The 23,853-nt window shown below is 68.6% G+C and carries 16 protein-coding genes and 3 pseudogenes; 11 read left to right on the forward strand and 8 right to left on the reverse strand.

Translation table 11 applies throughout. The features are described from left to right. The first annotated feature begins 155 nt into the window (after positions 1-155). The 7 genes and pseudogenes from OG948_RS33470 (at position 156) to OG948_RS33500 (ending at position 12,597) form a co-directional block, all read left to right on the forward strand. On the forward strand, positions 156-4,367 hold the full coding sequence (locus OG948_RS33470) for a hypothetical protein (protein ID WP_406300067.1): 4,212 nt from the start codon (positions 156-158) through the stop codon (positions 4,365-4,367). A 34-nt stretch (positions 4,368-4,401) separates the two neighbouring features. Continuing rightward, positions 4,402-5,244, forward strand: coding sequence for a hypothetical protein (locus OG948_RS33475; protein ID WP_406300068.1), 843 nt, complete (start codon positions 4,402-4,404; stop codon positions 5,242-5,244). A gap of 42 nt (positions 5,245-5,286) precedes the next feature. Continuing rightward, the gene (locus OG948_RS33480; RefSeq protein ID WP_406300069.1) at positions 5,287-6,204 is read left to right on the forward strand and encodes a 2-dehydropantoate 2-reductase; all 918 of its coding nucleotides are present in this window, start codon (positions 5,287-5,289) and stop codon (positions 6,202-6,204) included. 74 nt (positions 6,205-6,278) lie between these two features. After that, positions 6,279-6,832 (forward strand): annotated as a pseudogene (locus tag OG948_RS33485) (IS5 family transposase); the annotation flags it as partial. A gap of 398 nt (positions 6,833-7,230) precedes the next feature. Continuing rightward, a complete protein-coding gene (locus OG948_RS33490) occupies positions 7,231-11,292 on the forward strand; it encodes an Imm49 family immunity protein (protein ID WP_406300070.1) in 4,062 nt (1,353 codons plus the stop codon). 1 nt (position 11,293) lies between these two features. Beyond that, positions 11,294-11,638: a hypothetical protein gene (locus tag OG948_RS33495; RefSeq protein WP_406300071.1), complete on the forward strand. Its 345-nt coding sequence runs from the start codon at positions 11,294-11,296 to the stop codon at positions 11,636-11,638. 572 nt (positions 11,639-12,210) lie between these two features. After that, entirely contained in the window at positions 12,211-12,597 is a 387-nt protein-coding gene (locus OG948_RS33500) for a hypothetical protein (protein WP_406300072.1), read from the forward strand. A 254-nt stretch (positions 12,598-12,851) separates the two neighbouring features. Here OG948_RS33500 and OG948_RS33505 read toward each other — a convergent pair whose 3' ends face one another. Next, positions 12,852-13,880 carry an ArsR/SmtB family transcription factor gene (locus tag OG948_RS33505; protein ID WP_406300073.1) on the reverse strand — a complete coding sequence of 343 codons (1,029 nt, stop codon included), beginning with the start codon at positions 13,878-13,880 and terminating at the stop codon, positions 12,852-12,854. A gap of 469 nt (positions 13,881-14,349) precedes the next feature. Between OG948_RS33505 and OG948_RS33510 the strand changes: the two genes are divergently transcribed. Further along, positions 14,350-14,634 (forward strand): hypothetical protein, encoded by a 285-nt coding sequence (locus OG948_RS33510; RefSeq protein ID WP_406300074.1) that lies wholly within the window; start codon positions 14,350-14,352, stop codon positions 14,632-14,634. A 35-nt stretch (positions 14,635-14,669) separates the two neighbouring features. On the opposite strand, the pseudogene OG948_RS33515 reads toward OG948_RS33510, so the two are convergent. Next, positions 14,670-15,521, reverse strand: a pseudogene (locus tag OG948_RS33515) (transposase); the annotation flags it as partial. Between OG948_RS33515 and OG948_RS33520 the strand changes: the two are divergent. Beyond that, positions 15,504-15,797, forward strand: coding sequence for a hypothetical protein (locus OG948_RS33520; RefSeq protein WP_406300408.1), 294 nt, complete (start codon positions 15,504-15,506; stop codon positions 15,795-15,797). The pseudogene OG948_RS33515 and the gene OG948_RS33520 sit on opposite strands and share 18 nt — an antisense overlap. A 69-nt stretch (positions 15,798-15,866) precedes the next feature. Here the strand turns inward: OG948_RS33520 and OG948_RS33525 are convergent, their stop codons facing one another. Beyond that, entirely contained in the window at positions 15,867-17,138 is a 1,272-nt protein-coding gene (locus OG948_RS33525; protein ID WP_406300075.1) for an MFS transporter, read from the reverse strand. Beyond that, a complete protein-coding gene (locus OG948_RS33530; RefSeq protein ID WP_406300076.1) occupies positions 17,135-17,839 on the reverse strand; it encodes a siderophore-interacting protein in 705 nt (234 codons plus the stop codon). Before OG948_RS33530 ends, OG948_RS33525 begins: the two co-directional genes overlap by 4 nt. 126 nt (positions 17,840-17,965) lie before the next feature. Between OG948_RS33530 and OG948_RS33535 the strand changes: the two genes are divergently transcribed. Continuing rightward, positions 17,966-18,601 (forward strand): TetR/AcrR family transcriptional regulator, encoded by a 636-nt coding sequence (locus tag OG948_RS33535; RefSeq protein ID WP_406300077.1) that lies wholly within the window; start codon positions 17,966-17,968, stop codon positions 18,599-18,601. A gap of 566 nt (positions 18,602-19,167) precedes the next feature. Here OG948_RS33535 and OG948_RS33540 read toward each other — a convergent pair. Further along, positions 19,168-19,842 carry a hypothetical protein gene (locus OG948_RS33540; protein WP_406300078.1) on the reverse strand — a complete coding sequence of 225 codons (675 nt, stop codon included), beginning with the start codon at positions 19,840-19,842 and terminating at the stop codon, positions 19,168-19,170. A 611-nt stretch (positions 19,843-20,453) separates the two neighbouring features. Between OG948_RS33540 and OG948_RS33545 the strand changes: the two are divergent. Continuing rightward, positions 20,454-20,786 (forward strand): annotated as a pseudogene (locus tag OG948_RS33545) (polysaccharide deacetylase family protein); the annotation flags it as partial. A 41-nt stretch (positions 20,787-20,827) separates the two neighbouring features. On the opposite strand, the gene OG948_RS33550 reads toward OG948_RS33545, so the two are convergent. The 3 genes from OG948_RS33550 to OG948_RS33560 form a co-directional block, all read right to left on the reverse strand. Next, positions 20,828-21,679 carry a pentapeptide repeat-containing protein gene (locus tag OG948_RS33550; protein ID WP_406300409.1) on the reverse strand — a complete coding sequence of 284 codons (852 nt, stop codon included), beginning with the start codon at positions 21,677-21,679 and terminating at the stop codon, positions 20,828-20,830. A gap of 318 nt (positions 21,680-21,997) precedes the next feature. After that, complete coding sequence (locus OG948_RS33555; RefSeq protein WP_406300079.1) at positions 21,998-22,684, reverse strand: hypothetical protein; 687 nt, start codon at positions 22,682-22,684, stop codon at positions 21,998-22,000. Positions 22,685-22,841: 157 nt separating this feature from the next. After that, on the reverse strand, positions 22,842-23,801 hold the full coding sequence (locus OG948_RS33560) for a recombinase family protein (protein WP_406300391.1): 960 nt from the start codon (positions 23,799-23,801) through the stop codon (positions 22,842-22,844). Positions 23,802-23,853 lie beyond the last annotated feature (52 nt).

The following is a 23,853-nucleotide window of genomic DNA, read 5'->3' on the forward strand; positions in this document are numbered from 1 at the left end:
GGGTGGCCTGGCAGATGGCTTCGCACCGCTCTGCGGGAGTTCTCCACTGTCGATCGCCCGGTCCGACAAAACCGAAGAATAGCCTGAATGGAACAGTTCTACGATAATCTCTGCTTCAGCAGGGGCTCGACCAGCGCATGCCACTTGGGGGAATCGTGCCTGAAGAGCAGCGATTTGCGATCTGCATCGGAATCGAACATTTCTCTCCTGCTTCACCCGACACCGACGGTCTCAGTCGTCTCGCCGACGACTGGGACTCGCAGCCGTGGTCGACACTTCCCCACGCCAGGCAGATGACCGAGGATCTGGCGTCGGTGGTCGAATCCTGCGGGTACACGTGCCGGTCGGTGACCGGCCGCAGCACGACGGCGCAGGAGATAGGGGAGCCGGTTCTCGACTCGATCGCCGGCGGTACCGCTTCCGATCTACGGGTCGTCCACGTCTTCAGCCATGGTTTCCGGGCCGATCGAACCGGAAAGCTGTACGTCGTCGGCAGCGATGGCAGTCATCACGGTCTCTCCGACGTGGAGTCGTGGCTTACCGCCGTTGAGGATTTCGAGAACAGCCCGACGACGTTGTTTCTTCTCGACATCTGTCATTCGGGCACCGCCGCTCGCTACCCCTGGCAGTTGCCGCCTTCGGAAGCTGTAGGCCGTGCCTGGGTGATCGCTGCGTCGGCCCCCCAAGAATCGGCGGTGAGTGGCCGCTTCACACTGGCCGTCACGCAGACGCTCCAAGCATTGCGCGACGGTGAATTGGACGTCCATCGCACCTACAAATATGTTCCCCTGGCCACGATCGCCCAGGAGATAAGTCGCCGTGTCGTCACCAGCTTCGTCGACGTGGAGGGCACTCCACAGACGGTCACCGCCTCGGCCGTCGACCTGACGGCCGACACCGGCTCCCCGCCGTTCTTCGCCAACCCGGACTACGGCCAGTCGGAGTGGGACAGCCTGAAGTTGGGGCTCGATCCCGGACTCGTGGAGTTTCTCGACGACATAGACCCGGACAATCTGTTGGATCCCGCGCACTTCATCGACCGGGCGGCCGGCCGGGGCCCCTTGCACCACCGGATCAGGTCAGGCTGCTTCACGGGAAGACGGTCCCAACTCGCGACGCTCAGCGCCTGGTGCAGCGGCGAGTCCGGCGACGGGAGCATCTGCGTCGTCACCGGGAGTCCCGGATCCGGCAAATCCGCTCTTCTCGGGATACTCGTTTGTGCCGCGCATCCTCAACTGCGCCAAGGGTCGAAGCCCGTATGGGAACGAGTTTTCGGCGTCGACGTCCGACTGGATGCGCTGAGTGCGGTCCATGCCCGGCAACGGCCGATGCCGCAGGTTGTGCACTCTCTCTGTGAGCAACTGGGCCTGCCTTCGGCGATATCGACACCCGCGCGCCTGTGCAGGGCTGTAGCACTACTGCAGCGACGGCCCGCGATCATCGTCGACGCGCTCGATGAGGCAGTCAACCCGGTCGAGCTCATGAACGAACTCCTCCTTCCCTTGGCACGGGTCGTTCGCCCCGACGGCAGCGCGGCATGCCGCGTTGCCGTCGGCATGCGCCCGTGGGCGGATCTGTTGCCTTTACGCAAGTCAGCGGAGTCCGAGGGGATCCTCGTCGATCTGGACGCAGTTCCGGCACACGTGCTGCGAGCCGATCTCACCAAGTACATCGAGCGGCTGACCGAGAGCTGTCTGCCCTACCGCGACGCGGCGTTCGGCGCCCTACGACGCGCCTTCGCCGAGACCGTGGCGAAGGCTCTGACCGAAGCGAAACCGGCGGCCGAGGACCGGTGGGGTGAATTCCTGGTTGCGGGCCTTTACACGCATCACGCCATCGACCGGATGGCGAGAATGCACAACGCGGTCGAGGCCGTGGAGGTGGGTGCGCGGGTACCGCGGACCCTGCCCGGAGTCTTGGAACTGGACCTGCGCAGTCAGCGAAGCCCCCTCCCGCTGCGAGCCCTCGTGGCTGCACTTGCGTTCGGCAGGGGGAACGGGATGCCTCTGGAAACCGTCCGGCGGTTCGTCACGGCTGTGGCCCCGGACTTCGTGAGGGAGCATCGCCTCACCACGGCCGATGTGCAAGAGGCGCTGAAAACCGTGCGGTTCTACCTGCGGACGGCTCCCGATACCGACGCGAGTACGCTCTACCGGCTCTTCCATCAAGGATTGACCGATCATCTTCGTGCCCATCCGAAAGCGGATACGGAGGATGTCGAGCCCGACCTTCCTCAACGGATCCTGAATCGTTTGCTGGCCCCACTGCCGCAGAATCCCGACGGCAGCCGCACCGGGTGGCGTGCCGCGCGACCCTACACACTGCGCCACGCGATTCAACATGCCGCCGAGGCGGGGCGTGCCGACGAACTTCTCACGGACGTCGAGTTCTTGCTCCACGCCGACCCGATTCTTCTCTTCCCGGAACTGGACCACGCGCGCAGTCCGGAGGCTCGCCTCTCCGCCATCGTCTACCGCAGTTCGGCCACCTTGCATTCGATGAGTACCGTGCGACAGCGACAGCAGATACTCGCCGTCGACGCGGCGCGTTGTCATGTCACCGACTTCTCACGGCGCATCTCCGCCGTTCCGGTGGAGCCGAGCCAACTGTGGAAACCACTGGTGGCGCGTGCCGGCGACACCGATACCGAGACCGTCGAGCTGGGCACCGCCAACACCGGTGACGCCTATGCCGTGGACATCACGACCGTCGGCGGGCGCCCGACGGTCGTGTCGGGACACGGTGACGGGAGCGTACGAACCTGGGATCTGTTCACCGGCAGATCCCTGGGCCCTGCGTTGCGTGCACACACGGATGGGGTGCGGAGCATCGTCTGCGCCGAACTCGACGGTCGTCCCGTCGCTGTCTCCGGCGGAGCAGACAACTTGGCTCACATATGGGACCTCGAATCACGACGGCAGATCGGTCGGCCGTTCACGGGCCACACCGACTGGATTCGTAGCATGGCGGTCTCCAGCCTGGAGGGCAGAACCGTGGTTGTCACGGGGAGCGCCGACAACTCCGCTCAGGTCTGGTTCCTGGACACACAAGAACAGCTGGGGCGCCCGCTCAGGGGCCACACCGACTGGATTCGCAGTGTCGCGTGCACACTTCTGCACGGCAGACCCACGGCGGTGACCGTGAGTGCGGACGGGACGGCGCGCCTCTGGGACCTCCAGTCCCAACAACCCGTCGGTGAAGCCATGCGCGGGCATGCCGGGGCTGTTCGAGCCGTGACCTGCAGCGTGGTGCAGGGCAGATCGGTCGTGGTCACCGGAGGCGCCGACGGGACTCTGCGCGTTTGGGATCCGGAAACACGAGAGCCGGTCGGTGAACCGCTCAGTGGTCACCCCGGCGGTGTGTGGTGCCTGACCGCCACCATTCACGACGGGGTTCCTCTGGTAGTGGCGGGCAGCACAGACGGCTCGGTGCGGACCTGGGATCTCGACCACCGCACGCTGCTGCGCCCGCCGATGGCGCCACACCAAGGGTGGGTCTCGGACGTGGCGGTCTTGCGGACGGCGGATCGGTGCTACGTCGTGTCCTCAAGCGGCGACGGGTCGATTCAAGCCGGCGATGTCGACTCGGGAGAGGCGGTGTCCCCGCAGATGACTCTGCACAGCGCGACCGTCAATGCCCTGTTCCCGGCATGTGACGCGAGGGGCCACACCACCGTTCTGGGAACCAGCGACGGACTCCTGCGCACGATCGACGTGATCACCGGTGATTGTTTGCAAGTGAGCAAGAGGTTTGCGGTTGCCGCCCCATTCATGACCAAGACCTGGGTCGGGGGTGAAGAAATGATGGTTTCGGCCGACGAGAAGGGCGTGATCGCCCTGTGGGACCTGGAACGGGACAGGCCTGCGGCTCTTGCTCCGGTGCCTCGGCGAGCGGGGTTGATCGCGATGACGACGAACGCCCACGGGTTGCTTGTCACGGGTACCCGGGAGGGCGTGATCGATTTCTGGGACCTCGAACGGGGGAGGCCTGCGGCTCTTGCTCCGGTGCCTCGGCGAGCGGGGTTGATCGCGATGACGACGAACGCCCACGGGTTGCTTGTCACGGGTACCCGGGAGGGCGTGATCGATTTCTGGAATCTCGAACGGGGGAGGCCTGCGGCTCTTGCCCCGGTGCCTCGGCAGGCACGGCTGGTTGCGATGACGACGAACGCCCACGGGTTGCTCGTCACGGCGAGTATGAGCCCGCGTTCGGGGACATCCACCGTCATCCGTGCGTGGGACTTCTTCAGGGCGGAGTCAGTCGAGACAATGGTCGTGCCCGGCATCGTAAGGGCTTTGTCGATCACGGAATGCAACCGGATCACGATCAGCACCGGGTGGGAGATTCTGATCTTCCAACCCAGTTGAGGCGATCTCCCGGCCTCATGAGGAGGGCAATGAGATGGCGGATGTCCTCGGGATTCACGGGGTCGGCAACCTCCAGGTCGGCCTCCAGCCGGAACGTGCGGCGGCGGCGATCGCCCGAAGGTGGGCCGACTCGATGTCGGTGCACGGTCTACCGGCCACCGAGCATGTAGAGGTCGCCTATTATTCGCATCTCTTGATCACCGAGCACTTCCATGGTTCTGCCGACATACTCTTGGAAAGCCCGGAGGTCACCAGACTACTGGCTCCCTGGGTGGCCGCAATGGGATATCGCGAAGAAGTGACCTCGGGACGCGCAACTCAACCGGTGCGGCAGATGTGCTCCTGGCTTGCCGTGAAATACCGTCTCGATCATGCACTGGTGCGTCGATTCGTCGCCATCTACCTCAAAGAGGTCCACGAATACTTCCACAACGAGCGATGCGTCCACCAGCGAATTTCGGCAAGGGATCTCGTGGGCGCGGCGATTCGTCGATGTGCACCACGTGTGGTCATCGCGCACTCGCTCGGTTCCGCAATAGGCTACGAGGCGTTGTGGAGTAACCCGGATCTGCACGTCGATACCCTGATCACCCTCGGATCCCCACTCGGTATGCCGCATGTGGTTTTCGACCGCCTCGAACCACCGCCACAGGATGGAAAGGGAGCCAAGCCTCCCAACGTGGCGACCTGGCTCAACGTCGCAGACGTCGGCGATCTCGTCGCCATCCCGACTCATCTGTCCAAGCATTTCAAGGGGCTCTCGGTCGACATCGAGACGTCGATAGGCATGTTCGATTTCCATCGGGTGTCCTCCTATCTTCGCTCGCCTTTGGTCGGTGAGGTATTGACCAACGGACTGACCGGAAGATGGCAATGAGTGTTCGTCGTACGGTCGATTCACCAACGAAAGAGGCGGCGCATGTCGAACATCGCGGTAGTCGGAGTGGGGTCGGTGGGGGCGGCTTTTGCTGCTGCGTTGGAAAGTGATGGCCGGCATCGAGTCCTTCTCTGTGGACGAAAGGATTTGAACGGCTCCGTCGTGGTCGAGACGGAGAACGGGTCACGTCGCCGCCTGGAGGGCCCATATTTCCCATCCCCCGACAGTTTCACTGACCGGGTGGATTGGGTCGTCCTCGCGGTCAAAACCTACCAGGTAGGCGGCACTGCCTCTTGGCTCAAGGTCCTCTGTGAGTCGCCGACGAAGGTTGTCGTACTTCAGAACGGAATCGAACACAAGATCCATGTGGAGCCTCTTGTCAATGGGGCCCCTGTTCTCCCAGGGATCATCTGGAGTCCGGCCGAACGTATCGATTCCACCCACGTGCGCGTGCGTCAGCGTCTCAGGATCAGCGTTCCTCAAGGCGTGATCGGCGACGAGTTCGTCGACCTCTTTCGGGATGCGGACGCCCAAGTCTCCACGGCCGATGATTTTCACAGTGCCGCTTGGCGGAAGCTGTGCATCAATGCGGTCGCCGGAATCATGGCGGTCATGGGGGCTCGAGCCGGAATATTCGAGAGCGCGGCAATGTGCGATCTTGCCCTCAGGCTGGCAGAGGAATGCGCGGAGGTAGGTCGTGCGGATGGGGCGAAAATTTCACAGATGTTTCCACAGCAGGTGGTTTCCGAGTTGCGCGGGATGCCACCGGATATGGGCACGTCCATCCTTTTCGACCGCATGTCGGGCCAGCCCTTGGAATGGGATGCTCGCAATGCCGTGGTTCAGCGTCTCGGGCGCTCGTACGGCATCCCGACGCCGGTCAGCGATGTAATTGCCCCGATGTTGGAAGGGATCTCCACCATTGGAGTCTGTGCACTCGGTGTCCCAGGACCCGCCTGACCGTGGCCGTGGCCGCTGCGTCTCGAGATTCTTTGAGAAGCCGTCTCATTTGGATAGGTCGGTGGTCTGGTGCGGTGACGCTTGTGGAGCGGTCGGTGCCGGACGCGTTGTGGGAGTTGTTCGAGCGGGCGGTGCCGTCGAGGCCGACACGTCCGCAGGGTGGCGGGCGTCGGCGGTACGGGGATCGTGAGGTGTTGGCGGGGATCGTGTTCGTGGCGACGTCCGGTTGTACGTGGCGGCAGTTGCCGCCGGTGTTCGGCGCCTCCCGGCAGACGATCCACCGTCGGTTCACGGAGTGGAGTCGCGCCCGCGTGTGGGCGAGACCGCATCGGGTCCTTCTCGACGAGCTCGGCGCCCGGGGCGAGCTGGACTGGTCGCGTTGTGCGGTGGATTCGGTGAACATGCGGGCCCTGGAAAAGGGGAGTTGACGGGTCCGAATCCTGTGGATCGGGGCAAGTACGGGTCGAAGATCCACCTGCTCACCGATCGGGCGGGCCTGCCCTTGTCGATAGGGATCTCCGGCGCGAACACGCACGATCCGCGCCTACCTGCCTGCGCAAACGCCGCATCAAGGCGGTCATCCCAGAGAAGGCCGACCAGGCCGCCAAGGAAGCCCGGGGCGTCGGGCCCCGGGCCGAACAGACGCTCCGCGACCGCCCGCGGCCCCGGACCGACGAGTTCGAGCGTCCGGCCGTTGCGCACACCGGTGGCCGCCGGATCGTCCTTCGCGGCGGAGCTCGTCGACGAGCAGGCGATGCCCTCGGGCCGGGCTTGGCCGGTCGGTTGGAGGCTTGGAGGTAGGCGACGGCGAGCGTCGTGTATGAGCGCACGAGCCGGAAGGCGCTCGATCTGCGGGCGTCGCCATTCTCCTAGTGAATCCCGTCCGGGACCCGGTTGGGTGGATCGAGGGGTGCCCAAGGCGGGGCTGGGACGGGACGGGGGCGGGGTGGGTGTCCGGGCTCGGCGTCGCTACCGGGTCGTCGCAGGGCTCCGGGATTCGAATTCGTACCAGTTCGGGAGCTTTGCATGAATGACGGTGTCGTGGCCGACGGCGGTTCGACTGTGACGTGTCCGGCGCCGGGTCGGGTACGGGTCACGGTGGAGGGCCCGTTGGACAAGACGTCCGCGTCTCGGTTTCGTGAGTTGGTGGTCGAGGCGTTGTCGACACACGGGCCGTCGGTGCTGGAGCTCGATCTGGCGGCGGCCCCGGATATCGACTCGACGGGGCTCGGAGTGCTGCGGGGCGCGTACCGGCGCGGCGAGTCCGTGTCGTGCAAGGTGCTCATCGTCGACGAGTCGCCAACGGTCCGGAGGGCGCGCCGGATCCTCAAGTTCCCGTCGGCCAACGACGTGGACGAGACGAATCCGGCACCCGCGCCGGAATGGCCCGCGGACGACGACCGGCACACCGTCCGGGGAGCTTTGCTCCGCACCGCCTTGACTCTCGCCCAGGAAGACATGGCGTCGATTTTCACCAGCCTCGAACACGGGTCGGAACCTGTCCCAACGCTGGACTTGGCCGTCCATCGGCTCTTGGACGTGGCCGGTGCCCTCTCCACGGGCGAGGCGGCCTGGGCGGGTTCGGAACTGCCGGAAACCGTGAACTGGGCGGCGTATCTGGCACGGGCACAGGTAGTAGTGAGCAACGGCAAGGAATTCCACGTGAGGCTCGGCTATGTGACCGGGATGGCCGGATACACCCAGCGCGTGCGAATGAGGAAAAGACATGTGCATCCTCGGCGCCTGCTTCGGGCCATGGAATTGGAAACCGCCTTCGGTTCTCTCTCCTCGCCGCGCTTGATGTTCCTCTGTCGGCGGGCGCGGCGCATCGACCCTTCGCGCACCCCCGACACGACCGCCGCGGCCTACACAAGGGTCCTGGCCGAATGGGTCTACTGGTTGCGGTCCGGCTCACCGGCGCCCGACGCCCTGATCACCCGCCTCGATCGGATGAGGAGCGAGCATCGGTTCCGGGCCTGCGACGGTGAGTTCACCGCCGAACTCGCCATGATGTCGGCGCTGGCGCGCGATGATGACGCCGCCCTCGAAACGGCCACCCGACAGGCCCTGGCCTGGCACCGCGGCACGACCACCACCCAGGTGTACCCCGTCCCAGGGAGCCTGATCGCCTTCCGGCCACTTGCGCTCGTGAACCTGGCGTCCGCTACCGGGCGATGGCCCTTGACGGTGCGATCCTGGTACCTGCCACCCCGGCTCGTCGGACTCTGGACTCAGAAGGCACAAGCCGGTCGGGCCCCGCTGCGGGCGGTGCCGATGACGGTGCCGCTGCGGGACGCCGCGTTCCGCGAGGTGTCGACCGGACACGGCATCGACACGACCTCCCGACCGCTGGAACCGGAAGCGCTCGCGCAGCCGGACGAACCCGGCATGCGTTCGCCGGCCGCGCTGCTGCGCGCGCACCGCGAGGTGGTCGCCTTCCGCGGCCGCGAGGAACTCCTGGGCCGGCTGGGGGCGTGGTGCGAGTCCGGGCGGGGATTCGACACGCTCCTGGTGCACGGGCCGGGCGGGCAGGGCAAGACCCGCTTGGCCCGCGAACTGGCCAACCGTCTGCCCGCCCGCCGGTGGGAGACGCTTTGGCTGCGCGATTCGGCGCCGGGCACGGACGTGTCCGTGTTGGCGACCGCGGCGGTGCCGCTGTTGATCGTCGTGGACTACGCCGAGAATCGCGCGGATCTTCTCACCCGGGTGATCGAGGCGGTGAAGCGGGCGGGCGGCGGAGAGCACCCGATTCGGCTGCTGCTGCTCGCACGGACCGCGGGTGACTGGCTCTCGCAGGTGGCCACCCGGTCCCCTGTGGCAGCCGAGCACCCGGGCATCGCGGAGATCATCGAACTGCCCGCGCTCGAACCCGAACCCGACGACCGGGACGGCGCCTATCGGGCCGCCCGCACCGCGCTGGCCCGGCATCTTCCCTCCGTCCCGACCCGCCGCGGTCATCCGGCGCCGGACTGGGCGCGACTCGACGCGGATCTGCGCGTCCCCCCGCTGGACGCACCGGTGTTCGGCGGGGCCCTCGCCCTGCACACCACGGCGCTGGTCGACCTCCTCGACGCCGCGTACCCGAGCACCGCCCCGCAGGACACGGCCGACAAGCGCACCGTGGAGGACCGGCTCCTGACCCACGAACGCTCCTACTGGAGCGATGCCGCCACCGACGCCGGATTGACACCGCTGCTCGGCGACCGGGTCCTGGAGGACGCCCTGGTGGCGGCGTTCCTCACCGGAGCGGACACCCACGACGAAGCCGACAACCTCCTTGCCCGTGTGCCCGCCCTCGCCCAGGAGACCGAGGAGCGGCGTGGCCGGGTACGAGCCTGGATCGCCAATGTGTACCCGCCATCCGAACCCGGCCGCCCCTGGGACAGCCTGCAACCCGACCGCGTCGCCGAACGCCTCGTCGGCACCCGTCTGAACACCGACCCGACCCTCGCCGACCACCTCGTCACCGACGCCACCCCCGGTCAGATCCTCCGCACCCTGACCGTCTACTCCCGCGCCGCCGCCCAAACAGCTTTCGCCGGCTCCCTCGATCGACCCCTGGCCGCGCTGGTCGTCACCCACCACCACACCCTCGCCGTCCCCGCGATCCACATCGCCACCCGCGTCGAGCACCCCACACCCCTGGTCCTGGCCCTCGAGCACATCACGCAAGACCCCGACGCACCCCTGTACTACCTGGAGAACCTCGACAGGCACCTCCCGGACGTCAGCCAGGCACTCGCCGAATGGGCCATGAACCTGACCGCCCGACTCGTGGACCTCCATCGCGCCGGCGGCACAGGCAAGAACGCCAACCACTCGACGCGCTCCCTCGCCGCTGCGCTGCACGGCCTTGCGGGCCGGCTCCGCGAGCTGGGCCGCCGGGAGGAGGGCTTGGCCGCGAGGGAGGAATCCACCCGCGTCCACCGCGACCTTGCCAAGGCCCGCCCCGACAGATTCCTGCCCAACCTCTTCGAGTCCTTGTACTACCTGTCCGTTGACCTCGGCGAGCTCGACCGCCGGGAGGAGGCCCTGACCTCCATCGAGGAAGCGGTCGCGATCTGCCGCGACCTCGCCCGGGCGAACCCCGGCGCATACCTGCCCAGTCTCGCCGGTGCCTTGAACAACGTGTCCGTGCTGCTTGGCGAGCTGGGCCGCCGGGAGGAGGGTTTGGCCGCGGTGGAGGAATCCGTCCGCGTCTACCGCGGCCTTGCCGAGGCCCAGCCCGACACATTCCTGTTCGACTTCGGTGGTGCTTTGACGAGCCTGTACGTGCTGCTTGGCGAGCTGGGCCGCCGGGAGGAGGGCTTGGCCGCGGTGGAGGAAGCGCTTCGCGTCTACCGCGGCCTTGCCGAGGCCCACCCCGACAGATTCCTGCCCATCCTCGCGTTGGCCTTGACGCACCTGTCCGTGGACTTCCGCGAGCTGGGCCGCCGGGAGGAGGGTTTGGCCGCGGTGGAGGAATCCGTCCGCGTCTACCGCGGCCTTGCCGAGGCCCACCCCGACAGATTCCTGCCCGACCTCGGTGGTGCCTTGACGAGCCTGTACTTGCGGCTCGGTGAGCTGGGCCGCCGGGAGGAGGCCCAGTCCGCCATCGGGGAATCCGCCCGCGCCTACCGTGACTTCGCCCGGGCGAACCCCGGCGCATACCTGTCCAGTCTCGCCGGTGCCTTGAGGAACCTGTCCCTGCAGCTCGGCGAACTGGGCCGCCGGGAGGAAGGCTTGGCCGTCGAGGAAGCCATCCGCGTCTTCAGCGACCTCATCCGGGCGAACCCCGGCGCATACCTGCCCAGTCTCGCCGGTGCCTTGAGCAACCTCTCCATGGACCTTGGCGAGCCGGGCCGCCGGGAGGAGGGCTTGGTCGCCATCGAGGAAGCGGCCGCGATCCGCCACGATCTCGCCCGGGAGAACCCCGACGCATTCCTGCTCGACCTCACCATGACACTGAACAACCTGTCCGTCGAGCTCGCGGCGAACTCGGCGAGCTCGGCCGCCGGGAGGAGGCCCGGTCCGCCATCGAGGAAGCCACCCGCATATACCGCGACCTCACCGAGGGCCGCTGACCGTGGCCAGGGAAAGAAGCTCTGAGATGGCGAACCGTCTGCCGGGCGAGAGCCCTTACGTCGACGAGGAGTTGGCGTCAGCATCGGAGTCCGGCCGGGGACTCGGCGACGACCGGGCGCGAAGCCTGCCTGCCGGTCGAACGCCCTGGCAGGACGAGACAGCGGTCGAGGAACGATTCGTGCTCGAAGGCAGCCGGGACGGCGGATTCGGTGTGACCCGCGTCGCTCCGGACGGCACCCTCGGACAAAGGGAGTGGCCGCTGTACCTGGACCATGGGCTATCGACGGTGATGTCCGTCGTGGCCTGGGCACTGACCGAGACGCCGGTCGGGGATCCGGTCGCCGCAGGTGCCCTGGGCGTGTACCGGTGACTGCGCGCGTAACTCGACGACCCCACCCGACTGTTCCTCTGGGGGTATCTCCCCGGGTTGGCGCGGGCGATAGCCGACGACCCGGCGTCATCGCCGTATCGGGGCACGCTGTTGCCCTACCCGACGCCGTTGCCACGTGGTATCGAACCATCCGTGGTCTCGGACAACGGCTTGCTCGTTGCCGTCGTGCCCGCCCGCCGAGGCGGCGGGAGGTACGTCGGCGTCCGGGCGCGGTGGGTTTCCGCTCGGGCGTTGCGGCGTGGGGGATGGGCTGTCGTCGGGCGGTTCTAGGGTCGGTCCTGGTGATGGCCGTCCGCGCTCGATTGCTGCTCATCCGCTGTTCGTCGGCGATTCCGCAGTATCCGGGACCGGCGGTGTCAGCGCCGGCAGCTTCGGTCCAGACCGAAACCGCGGGACATCCCAGGCGCACTGCGCCGACGATGAAGCCGGGTGCTCGGCTCCGTCGCCTCGCTCCGGGAACGGAGGGTTGGGCGTGGGCTCGATCGTGGCCGGAGACGAAGTGGTCGGTGGTCGGGCGCTTTTCGTGCATCGTCAAGAGGGGAGCATCTTTCATGATCCGGAAGATCGTCACGCTGGTGGGGGCCGCGGCTGCCGCTGTCGCGCTGGTTTCCCAGCTGGCCTCCGCCGCCCAGGGTGCGAACTGGTTCGACGTATACGGAGGTGGTGGAAACGCGTGGGGCCATGTCGTGATCAACGGCACCGCCGTCAGCGCGCAGAACATCCGTGTCAAGGACACCGAGTGCAACAGCCAATGGACGTCCCTGCAGATACGCGTGGAGGGCAGCGTCAGGACTTTCACCACGGCCGGGTACACGTGCGGCGACACCATCGGTCCGTTCAACGGACCGCTCGGGACCCTGTCGAGCCAAAGCGCCGCGGTGTCGGTGCGCATGTGCGCACAATCGGGTAGCTGCGCCGAATGGCGGTACTTGAACTGAACCCGTGGCCGACAGGGCCGGAACGCGTCGTGCGCGCGTCGCGGGAGCATCCACGCGGGCGCGCACGATGTTGCATAGCGCGGCTCCTCGGACGCTCCGGCGGCCGAGACCGACGGGGGATGGGCACTCCGGCTCGCTCGGACGGATAGGCGCCCCGCGTCGCCCCGCGCGGTGACATCACCCTGCGGCACTCGATGGATCGGCCCGCAGGCCGGACCCGCGGCGGCGGGTGCGGCCCGCGGATCCGGTCCGGGTCAGTCGGGGCCGTCGAGGACCGCGATGCCGGTCGGCGTCACCGTGTGTCGGACGTTGTTGCGTATGCGTTCGCTGGCGATGAGCCCCACGTCCCGCAGTACGGTCGCGTGCTCGCTTGCCGAGGCGGCCGAGAGCCCCAGCCATTCGGCCAGGTCGGAGGTGCCGCACGGCCCGCGCTCGGCGACCGTTTCCAAGACCATGGCCCGGGTACGGCCCATCAGCGCCGCGACCCGACGGGCCGAGTCCCGGCCCCGGGTCCAGGCTGCCCACGACGTTGCCGTCACGGACACCGCCGTCGGGATGTAGAGCACGTTGGGCGCGCCCGGAACGAGTGGATCGGTGTCTCCGTGGGCGTGTGGCCAGCCGAAGACCGTCGGGGCGAGGATCAGGCCCTGCCCGTGCAAGGGGAAATCGCCGTGCACGTGTCGGGTCGGAACTTCCAGAACCGGCGGCTTCCACCGGATGCTCGGGTGCAGGTTCTCCAGGACGGCGCCGATCCCGCCGTCCCGGAACGCCCGCAGGTACCCGTGATGCACGGCTCGTTGGTGTGCGTGGATATGCGACCAGTGCGGAGCCACGGCCACGGTGTGGACCGCTCGGATGGCATTCTCCAGATCCGCGAGCGCCGCACGGTCGGCGCGTGCCAATCCGCGGGCCCATACCGGGACGCGAATCCGCTCGGCCGCGCGGTGGACCTCGTCGCGTAACTTGCCGGGCGAGGACTTGAGGGTGTCCAGTGCCTCGTCGATCGAGTCGACCGGCGGTCCTCCCAGGGTCCACAGCTCGATCGCCCACCGTGCCTGGCGGCCCAGGAGCGTGGCCAACTGCCTTGCCTGAGGCGTCATGAGCGCATGTGTGGCCTGCCGCCACCCGGCGAAGAGTACCGGTCCGTCGCGCGGCCGGTACATCAACGACAACGCCGCACATGTTTCGACCAACGGCCCCGAGGTCTCGGCCAACCGCGTGCGGGCGAGATCCTGCTCGGTGAAGTGGATGCGCAGCACGGCCGTCCCCGTTCCGTCGGTCACCCCATGGTGCCCGCAAATCACCTTGCCCGGGTGCACATTGCCTCCGCACGCTCCCGGCACGACCGAGCCCGAGACGGGCCGGTCGTGATGACGCGCCTGGGCTGCGAGAGCTTCGGCATCCAAGGCGAGGGCGGCGGGGGCTGGACGGCGGTCGAACCGGCCCGCCGGGCGCCGGAGCGGGTCGTCGGCGCGCACGTGAACGGGCACGTCACCTTCCCCTCCGACGACCCGGCGGACTTCACCGACCTCACGGCGGACGAGCAGGAGCGGCTCGGCCGGCTCCAGAACTTCCGCGACGACAAGATGGGCTCCAACGCCATCCAGTCCACGCGCCCGCAGACCCTCGCCCACGGCCTGCACGACTCGCCCGTCGGCCAACTGGCCTGGATCGTCGAGAAGTTCAAGGAGGGGACCGACACCGCGCGACCTGCCGGAGGACGCGGTCGACAAGGACCACCTGCTGACGAACGTGAGCCTGTACTGGTTCACCGGCACGGCCGGCTCGTCGGCGAACCTGTACTACGAAATGGGGCACGACCCCTCGGCGTGGGTACCGAAAACCAAGACGACGGTCCCGCTGGGCGTCGCCCTGGTCAAGAGCACCGACATCACCATCCGCCGCTACGCCGAGCGGGACGCCCCGGTTGTGCACTGGACCGAGTTGGAGCGCGGCGGCAACTGCCTGCCGCTGGAGCAGTCGGTGGCGTTCGCCGCGTACGTGAAGACGTTCTTCGCGGCGGTGGCCGGGAGGTAGTCGGGGCCGATGAGACTCCTCACGATGTTTGCGGGTCAAGCAGCGGCAGGGATCTCGGTTGGGAATGCGATCTGTTCGTCGAATGGTCCGTGTTGCTGGAGACAGTGGTGGAGCTGTCCGAGCATGCGGTTGCAGAGTTTGCGTTGGGCGGCGGCGTGCCAGTCGCCGTGATCTGTGCGCCGCCGGTGGTGGGCCCTTGGCACCGGGTGACGTGTGCAGGGCCGGGAATGCCCAGAGGTAGCCGGCGTGGTTGAGGCGGTCGTTCTTGATCCAACGTCGGGTGATACCGGACTTCGTGCCGGACGCACGGATGACGGGTGAAGCACCGGCGTAGGACTCGAGCCCGCGGGCGTCGGTAAGCGGGCCCTGTCGTCCCCGATCTCGGCGAGCCCCCGGGCCCGGAGCCGGGTTCCGAGCCCGGGAAACTCAGGATGACTTCGGCATCCGGGTGTCGGGGGAACGCCTCCGCCACCGCCTCGGCCAGGTCGTCGGCGGCCGTGCAGGCCGCGTGGAGTTGCACGAGCACGGCGGGCAAGTGCTTGCCGAAAGCCTCTTCGACCAGCGGCGGCTGATGTGCCCACTCGGCGCGGAAGACGGCGCGCAACCGTTCGGCTTGGGTCGCGATCCGACGCTGTCGGCCCGCGCGTTCGAGTGCGGCCCGGATCTGCGCGCGGGTCGGACGAGCGGCTCTCGCGGGGGTGGGCGCGACGCGTAGGAGAACGCGGGCTTGGGGTCGGACCAGGCCGTTCCTCCAATCGGTGAAAGCCTCGACCGATCGGCGAAAGCCTCGACCGCGGCCGGGTAGTCCTCGCGCAACAGGGAGCGCGGAGTTGGTCGGCGATCTGCCGGCGGTTCCAGGTGGCGTCCTGTTGAGCGAGGGCGAGCACGTGCGCTTTCGACCGCGGCAGGGACTTCCCCTCCCGCGGCGTGTCCACCCGCTGACCGCGCCGGACGCGAACACCACCGCCCCGCCGCCCTACAGCCCGCAGCTGAAGGGCGGCATCGAGAACCTCGACCACTGTGTCGAGCGGATGCCGTTCGGCGCGCCGACCCACCACGACGGACGCACCGAAGGCGTCGATACTCGGACCGAGCGCGGCATGAGGCAGATGCACGGACGAGCCGGATTCCGCCTCCTTCGTCACCGCATCCTTCTCCCATGACCATCCCGGAGGAGAGCTACCGCCGGATGTGGGACGGAGTCGAAACGGACACGCCCCGAGGCTCGTGTTTCACGCCGGATGTGTGCTGCCGGCCGTCGCGGTGGCGGGGTCCGGTCGTGACGGCTTGCGGGCGGCCCGTGCGGTGGCGAGGCCGGCGAGGAGGCCCAGGGGGAGCGCCGAGATCCATACCAGGGCGGGTGTGGCGATGCGGCCGAGGGCGAGTCCGGAGGTGGGGCCGATCGCGGTGCCGATGTCCTGCGTGGTGGACAGGGCCGCCTGGTAGGTGGCGCTGCGTCCCGGTGGGGCGTGGCGGGTGATGAAGGCCGAGGTGGCGGGGCCGGAGATCATCATGCCGAAGGAGGTGACGAGGACGGCTATGACGAGGGCGGGGTAGCCGAGTCCGGCGGCGGCGAATCCCGCGAGGCCGGCGCCTTGGAGCGCGGCGCCGAGGAAGAGCAGGCGACCGGTGTCGTGTCGGCGGGTCCAGCGGGTGACGGGGAGCTGGAACACGATGATGGCGAGGGCGTCGATGGCGAACAGGGCCGCGTAGGCGGTGGTGCCCAGGGGGAGGAGTCCGTGCAGGAGTACCAGGCCGTCGGCTTCCCACCAGGTGAAGGTGATGCTGAGCAGGCTGCCGCCGAGGATGAGCAGTGCCAGTCTGCGGTCGCGCAGGATCCGGGTGACTGCGCCGTACACCTGCGCGGCGTTCTCCCCGGTGTCCTGCTCGGCCGTCTCCGGGTTGCTGACGCGGTCGGGGGGAACGGCGACGAGCACCGTCAGGGCGGCGCCGACGAGCAGGACGCCTGTTGCGGCGAATACGCTCGACAGCGAGAAGGTGACGGCTGCGGCTCCGAGGATCGGGCCGATCACGCCGCCGACGCTTGCCACCACGCGGGTCAGGCCGAACGCGTGGGCGAGGTCCTCGTCGGCGTGCAGGTCGCCGATGAGCGCTGCGATCGTGGGGTGAAACGCCGACTCGAAGAGCCCCGCGGCGAGGAACAGACCGAGGGCGGGTATCGGGTGGTGTACCAGGAAGAGGCTGCCGTAGCCGAGGGCCATCCCGGTGGTGGACAACAGCAGCATGCGGCGGTGGCCGATGCGGTCGGCCAGGGCGCCGCCCGCCAGGCCGCCGGTGAACTCGCCGGCGGCCTGGACGAGGAACAGCGCGCCGGCCGCCGCTCCGCTCAGCCCGCCGACACGATGCGCCCACAGGATGACGAAGGGCAGCATGACGCCGTTGGCCAGGGCGCCGAGCAGCCGGACGACCAGTAGTCCTCGGAAGGCCGCCGTGACCTGTCGCTTCGTCGGTCCGCCCAGCGATTCGGGCGCCTTTGGGGTCACGTCGGGTTCCGCGATGCGACGGCGGGGCGGCGGTCGGCGGTCCAGTAGCCCTTGGCGAAGACGTGGTCGGGCCCAACGCCCGCGCCGTGCACGAGTTCGCGGAGCGCCCGCGCCGCGTGGGCCTCGGTGAGGAGGTAGACCTGTTCGAAGCGGCCGGCCCGGAACTCCTTTGCGACCGCGGCGAGAAGCGCCTGCGGGTCGCCGGCCGGGACGCCGTCGCGCTCGAGCCAGCGCACCCGGCCCGCCGCGATCGGGACCCGGTCGGCGGGAGACTCGGTCTCGACGACGACGGTGGCCTCCTGACCGGCCGGCAGCGCCTCGGTCAGGGCCGCGATCGCCGGCAGGGAGGCTTCGTCGCCGACGAACAGATGGCCGTCGGCGGGCCGGAGTTGCAGCTTTCCCTTGGGGCCGACGAACTCCACGGGGGAACCCGGTTCGGCGCTCGCCGCCCAGGTGCTGCCCGGCCCGCCGCCGGGGTGCAGGACCGCGTCGATGTCCCACTCGCCGACCTGCGGGCGGGCGTGCCGAATGGTGTAGTGCCGCTTGACCCGGCTTCCGCGGGCGTCGGCGAGCAGCACCTCGATGTCCTGGGCCGGCAGGGGAGTGAGGCCGGTGAGAGTCGGGCCGCCCAGGGTGAGTCTGACCGTGCGGGGGGTGAGGTGGCGCCGGGCCAGCACCGTACAGCGGTGGGTTGTCTTCATGGGTTTCCCTATGGTGTCCGGGGACGGCGGGGCATGCCTGTGGCGACCCGCCTCAATTCCGAGGCAACGTGCCTCGATATGAGGTTAGCATCATTCCGAGGCACCGTGTCTTGATAAGCTGGTCGCATGTCACGCACAGCCCACGGACGGGCCACACCCGGACGCCCCCGCAGCGAATCGGCGCGGATCGCCGTTCTGCACGCCGTCGACGACATGCTCGTCGAACAGGGGTACGCGGCGATGACCATGAAGGGCATCGCCGAACGGGCCGGAGTCGGGCGCCAGACCGTCTACCGGTGGTGGTCCACCAAGGCCGAGATCCTGCTGGAGGCGAGCACGTCCGACGCCGCCCACGAATTGGCCGTCGAGCCGCAGGCCCGTCCCGCCGACGACCTCCTCGCCTTCCTCGAAGCGCTGACCACCTTCCTCACCACCTCGCCGGCCGGCCTCGCCTACCGGGCACTGCTGGGCGAAGCGCAGCACGACACCGCGGTACGCGATCTCGTCCGCGCCGCCGACCTCGTCGGCACCGCCACCTCGGCGGTGCTCGCCCGCGTACGTCCGCACGCCGCCGCCATGCCCACTCCGCCGCTGGCCGCCGCCCAACTCGCCGGCCCCGTCGTCGCCGTCATCCTGGAGACCGGGAACCCCCTGACACCGGCCCAACTCGCCGACCACACCGGACTCCTCCTCGGCGCCTGGACAGCGGGCCCCGCGCTGACCCGCCCGGCGCAGCCCGAGCCCGACCCGATTCCTTCCTGAGCCGCCCGGCGCAGCCCGAGCCCGACCCGATTCCTTCGACCACGCGGCTGTTCGTCGTCGTTCGGGTCCCGACAGGCGAGGCGCCTCACCCCGGGACGCTCATGTGAAAACCGCGCCCGGCCGGAAGTGCTCCTCGACGAGCCGGGCGGATGAGGGCGCGTGATCGTGCCCCGCGTGGGTGTGTGTTTGGGTCGTGGCGTTCGGCGCCGTCCCGGTCTCCCACAGCGCGGCCAGGTGCGTCAGTGCGGTGGTGTCTGCGGCGTCGACGGCTTCGCGGGCGATGCGTTCGGCGCCTTCCCGGTCCCCGGTCTTTTCCCGCAGCTGGGCCAGAGGACGTGATCCCTGGCTGTCCTCGCGACGATGCCCCGGGTGGCGGGGTGGGCGACGCGAGCACGGCTCGGGCTTCCCATGTACGCGCCGCCATCCGTTGCCGGGTGACGGGCCCGAGTGGTCGGCCGCCGTCGGAGTGGCAGGATTCCCAGTCGGCCGATGTTGCCTTGCGCGGCGGGGTTCGTGTGGAACCGGGTGAGTCATGTGACCCGGCGCCGACGGTCGGCGGGAGTGCATCACCCGTCCCTGTCCGTGGTGTCTTTCACGTTGAGATTCTTGTCGAACCTGACCCAGCGGAAGTAGTGGCTCTCGAGCCACTGGTTGGGCACGCCGATGCGGAGGGTGCGGTTGTCGGTGAAATGCAGGTCGAGCGCCTTCAGCTCCCAGACCGAGTTGTATCGCTCGTCCACGACCTTGGCGCGATCGAGGCCGGCGGTGGTGTATAGCCCGAGGCGGAAGTACGCATCGGTGGAACCGTCGTAGGGAACCTCCCTCACCACGATCGCGGACACCCGTCCATCGGGGGAGATCGCCAGGGCTTCATCCCAGTAGCCGAAGCCCGCCCGAGGGATCGGAAGATAGGAGAGGGCTACGGCAGTCGGCGCTCCGACGATGCAGATGAAGGCCAGCACGGCGCACGAGAAGCGCCGGAGCAACCGGTGGCGAAAGGAGAGAACGCCCTCGAGAACCGCCGGCGTCACAGCGAGAGCGGCTCCACAGGGCGGCGTTACGAACCTATCCCACAGCGTCCGCTCGAAGATCGTGAGGTTCCAGGGGTCCCAGTCCGCCAGCACGACGCCGACGGCGAACAACACGACCACGCCGACCATGACAGACCTGCGAACCACGACTACGACGGCGTGCCACCCCGCCTCCTCCCGTGCGCCCACGCCCTCCGGATCCTCGCGCACCCCTGACCTTCCCCATCCTGCCCGTCGTTGCTCCGCAGCCGTGGGTACACCGCGGGCGATCGGCGCAGCCGACAAGAGGAGCCCTGCGACCGGATGCATGCTCGCAGGGCGGAACAAGCCGCCACCAGGAGAAACACGACCTGCGCGCATCTTCCGCCCCGGTCCGGTCGGGCCGGCGCGATTCGTATCCGGTCGCGGCGGTACCTTGTGGCGTGGCTCAAGGTCCGCTGTCCACGGGTGGGACGATAAACCCAGCCTTCGGAACCACATCCGACTCAACGTCGCGCTGATCAACACGTTCCCGGCGCGATTCCTCGAGACCGCATACCAGCTCCGGTCGAAGCTCAAATACTTCGACCTGCTCCACCGCGCGGACGAGGACGAGTCGCCGGAAGAAATCGGGAACGAGGTGCGCCGCCGTGTCGGGGAGTTACCGTCCGCCGGCGGGCACCACCGGCGGCCTCGCCGGGTGATTCGACTGCCGCGGAGCGCACGATGACCACGCCGCGCCCGAACTGGCCGGCAGGAACTCCTGCCTCACCGTACTGACGTTCGTTCTCGACGGCGAGACCCCGATCCTGGCCGCGGGTCGACGCCACGCGGGCAACGCCATGGCCGTGACGCATCAGCAGTTCGAATCGCGCGTCGCCGCCCCGAGGTTGTTGCGCCTGCTCGCCGGCTACGGCATCACGGCGACATTCTTCGTCCCGGGCCCGAGGGCCGAACGCCGGCGGAACACGGTGACCACCATCGCCGAGGCCGGCCACGAGATCGGACACCACTCCCACAGCCACCGGCCGCCGACCGAACTGACCGACGTCGAGGACCGCGCCGAATTCGAACGCGGCCTGCGGGCACTGGACGCACGGGGCATCGAACCGGTCGGATACCGGGCGCCCATGTGGTCCGCGACGTGGCGAATACCAGGCCTGGTCCGCGAATACGGCCTCCGCTACGACTCCGGCCTCATGGACGACGATGTCCCCTACATCATCGACACACCCCTGGGGAACATCGCCGAGATCCCCCGCACTGGTCCCTGGACGACTGGGAACGGTACGCGTACCTGCCCCACCCCCAGATCGGCTACAACGTCGAGGGGCCGGACAAGGCGCTCGCAACGTGGCGCGCCGAACTCGACGCGACGCGACGCCACCACAGCCTGTTCGTCCTGACCAACCACGGCTTCCCGTCCGGCCGCGCGGGACGTGCCGAGGGACCGCGGGGCCTGATCGAACACGCGCTGGGAATTGGCGACGTCGCGGTGGAAGGCGCCGGTGAACACGCATCCGGTGAGGTCGGTGTCGGTCAGGCCCAGGTGCGCGGCGTCGACCCCGCGCAGGGATGCGATTCGCACACCCGGGTCGCAGGTCGGCCCGGACTCGCCAACGACGCCCCCGCCGAAGTCGAAGGGCGCGGGGTGGGCAGCGACGGCCATCGGCTGCGTGACCACCATGTTGGAGAGGACCACGGTGGCGTACCGAAGTCGCAGGGTCGCCGTTGCCTCCCACTGTGTGCGTACACACCGCACGGACGTTGCCGCGGCCTCGACCGTCATCGGTGCCCCGAACACGGCGGCCGACAGTTCCAAAAGCCCCCGACACGCGAGAGGGCCCAGCCGCCCGGCGGTGGCGAACGTCGTCCCGATGAACAGGGCGTCGGCGTCGAATGTCGCGCCAGGGAAACGGGCCATCGTCGCGAACGTCGCGCCACTGAAACAGGCTTTGCCTGCGAACATCGCGCCGTCGAACCGGGCGGCGCCTGCAAACGTCGCGTCGATGAACCAGGCGCCGGCGGAGAATGTTGCGCCGTTGAACCCTGCCTCGGCGGTGAACATCGCGCTTCCGAACCCTGCTGTGAGTGGCCGTTGGTTGTGGGGTGGTGTGGAGTGTGTGGGCTGGGGTTTCGTAGTTGTGTCGGGATGGTTGTTCCGGGCACGGGGCTGGCGGGGTGGGTTTCGGGTGTGGGGTGGGGTGTTCGGGTATGGCCCGATGGCCCGGCGGGGTTGTGAGCTGGGGTTTTCTCGCTTCCGTTGGGTTTCGCGGGTGTTGTGGGATGTGTTGAGATTTTGTGCGGTTCGGATGGGAACGCCGAAGGGGCGGTGGTTGCCCGTCCTGTCGTCCGGGGCCGGGGGGATGGGCTCGGGGCGGGGTTTTCAGGGTCGGGTGTGGTGGCGGATCCAGGACCGCAAGAGGTCGTCTGGCCCGGGAGCGCGGCGGCCGGACCTGAGTGTGTGGGCGGTGTGTTCGAGGAACGCGCCCGCGGCCGGGTGCCGGTCGGGCCGGGGTGTCGCCGGAAGGCGCGTACGAGCGAGGACGCGGGCGAGGGTGACCGTTTCGGGATGGATGATCACGGGCCGGGCGGTGAGTTCCCAGGAACTGCCTTGTGTGGTTGTGTGGTCGGGGTTGAAGGCGGCCAGGCGGCGCCCTCGCGCCTGCCATCGGCCGGTGAGATACAGCCGGTGGTCGTACCAGCGCGTGACGATCGCCTGTGCCCACGTGTAGGCGGTGTTCGCGTTCGGCCGGCGCAGGAGCCGCCGGTGGCTTTTGTACACGTCGGCGAGTTCGGGCAGGCCCCGGGTGTCCAGGAGCCGGGGTCGGGGCCCGCCGGTACTCCAACACGCATGCCGCGGGCACCACACCCGATGGGCAGGCAGGTACGCGCGGGCGCGTGCGGTGGCGCCTGCGGTGTGTCGCAGGGTGCACCACGGGCACGCCCACGAGGGTTGTTCGTACGGGTCGAGGCGGTACCACGCGGCGATGCCCGTCCCGGTAGCCCCGACGACGACGTCCGGTGTTCGGGCCGGGTGCCCGTCCCGGGGCCGTGTGAGGTGGGGGAGCACCCGCTTCAGGTGGTGGTGGGGGACTCGGGTGAACGCGGCGAGGCGCTGTTGCGCTGCCGGGTCGAGGTGGATCTCGGTCGTGTCGGTGTCGTCGGCGCCTCGCGTGACAGCCCTGTTCTCGTATAGCTACGGCGAGCGGACATGTGGCGCTAAGTAACTACTTGGGGCTGCGGTCGCGCTGCTGGAGGGCGGCGAAGTCGGCATGTGCCGTCTCGACGGCCTCCGGGTACGCCTGGGCCTTCTCGTGCTCGGCCAGTGCCCGGTGGATGCTGGAGAGGCTTGGGTTCCGCCCCTTGCGCTTGCCGGTGGGGATGAGCAGGTCGGGTTGGATGTCCTCGACGGTCTCGCCGTTCGCGCGGCGGCGGAGCACGGTGTGCAGCATGTCGTCCGTGATAACCGGGGGCCGGCCGCCGTGGTTGCCCTTGCGGGCGGCGGCGTCGAGCCCTTCGAGGGCGGACTCCCGGATGTTCTCCCGCTCCGTCTCCGCCATTGCCGCGAAGAACCCGAACAGCAGGCGTCCCGGCCCGCTGGGGTCGTACAACCCCTGGAGGGGACCGGCGAGCATCTCCAGGACCAGGCCGTGCGCGGTGAGGTGGTCGGCGAGCGCGGTCAGTTCCGCGGCATCGCGGCCTAGCCTCTTCATCTCGTTCACTGTGAAGATCACCCGGCAGTGCGGGGCGTGGGCCTTGATCTCCCTCGCGGCGGCGAGCGCGGCCTCGAACTGTGGGCGGACCCGCACCCGGGTGCTGATCTTCTCGGCGAAGATCTTGTCCCGCGGGATGCCGTGTCCGGCGAGCGCGTCGAGCTGCGACTGGAGTTCCTGGGTGAGGCTGGAGCACCTCGCGTACCCGATGCGGATGTCCGCGCTCGGGGTGTCCGGGTCGACGGGCGCGGGCGCCGGGGTGCCGGGCCGCCATGGTCGGCCGGGGCCGCGGTCGGCGGGGAGTGGGCACGCGCAGAAGTTTCGCGAGCCGGGGCACCTTGGTGAAACGGCCGGTGTGGTAGGCCCGGTGACCGCGCCGGAGCGCGAGCGGCAGGGTGAACCTGACGATGCGTCAACAGCGCGGGCACGGGTGGCGCTCGACGTCGTCCGCTTCGGACACGAGTGCAGCCTGATGGTCTGTCATGATCCTGGAAGCTGTCACAAACCATTCCCAAAACCGGCCCGG

The sequence above is a fragment of the Embleya sp. NBC_00888 genome (assembly GCF_045207655.1).
Classification (GTDB): domain Bacteria; phylum Actinomycetota; class Actinomycetes; order Streptomycetales; family Streptomycetaceae; genus Embleya.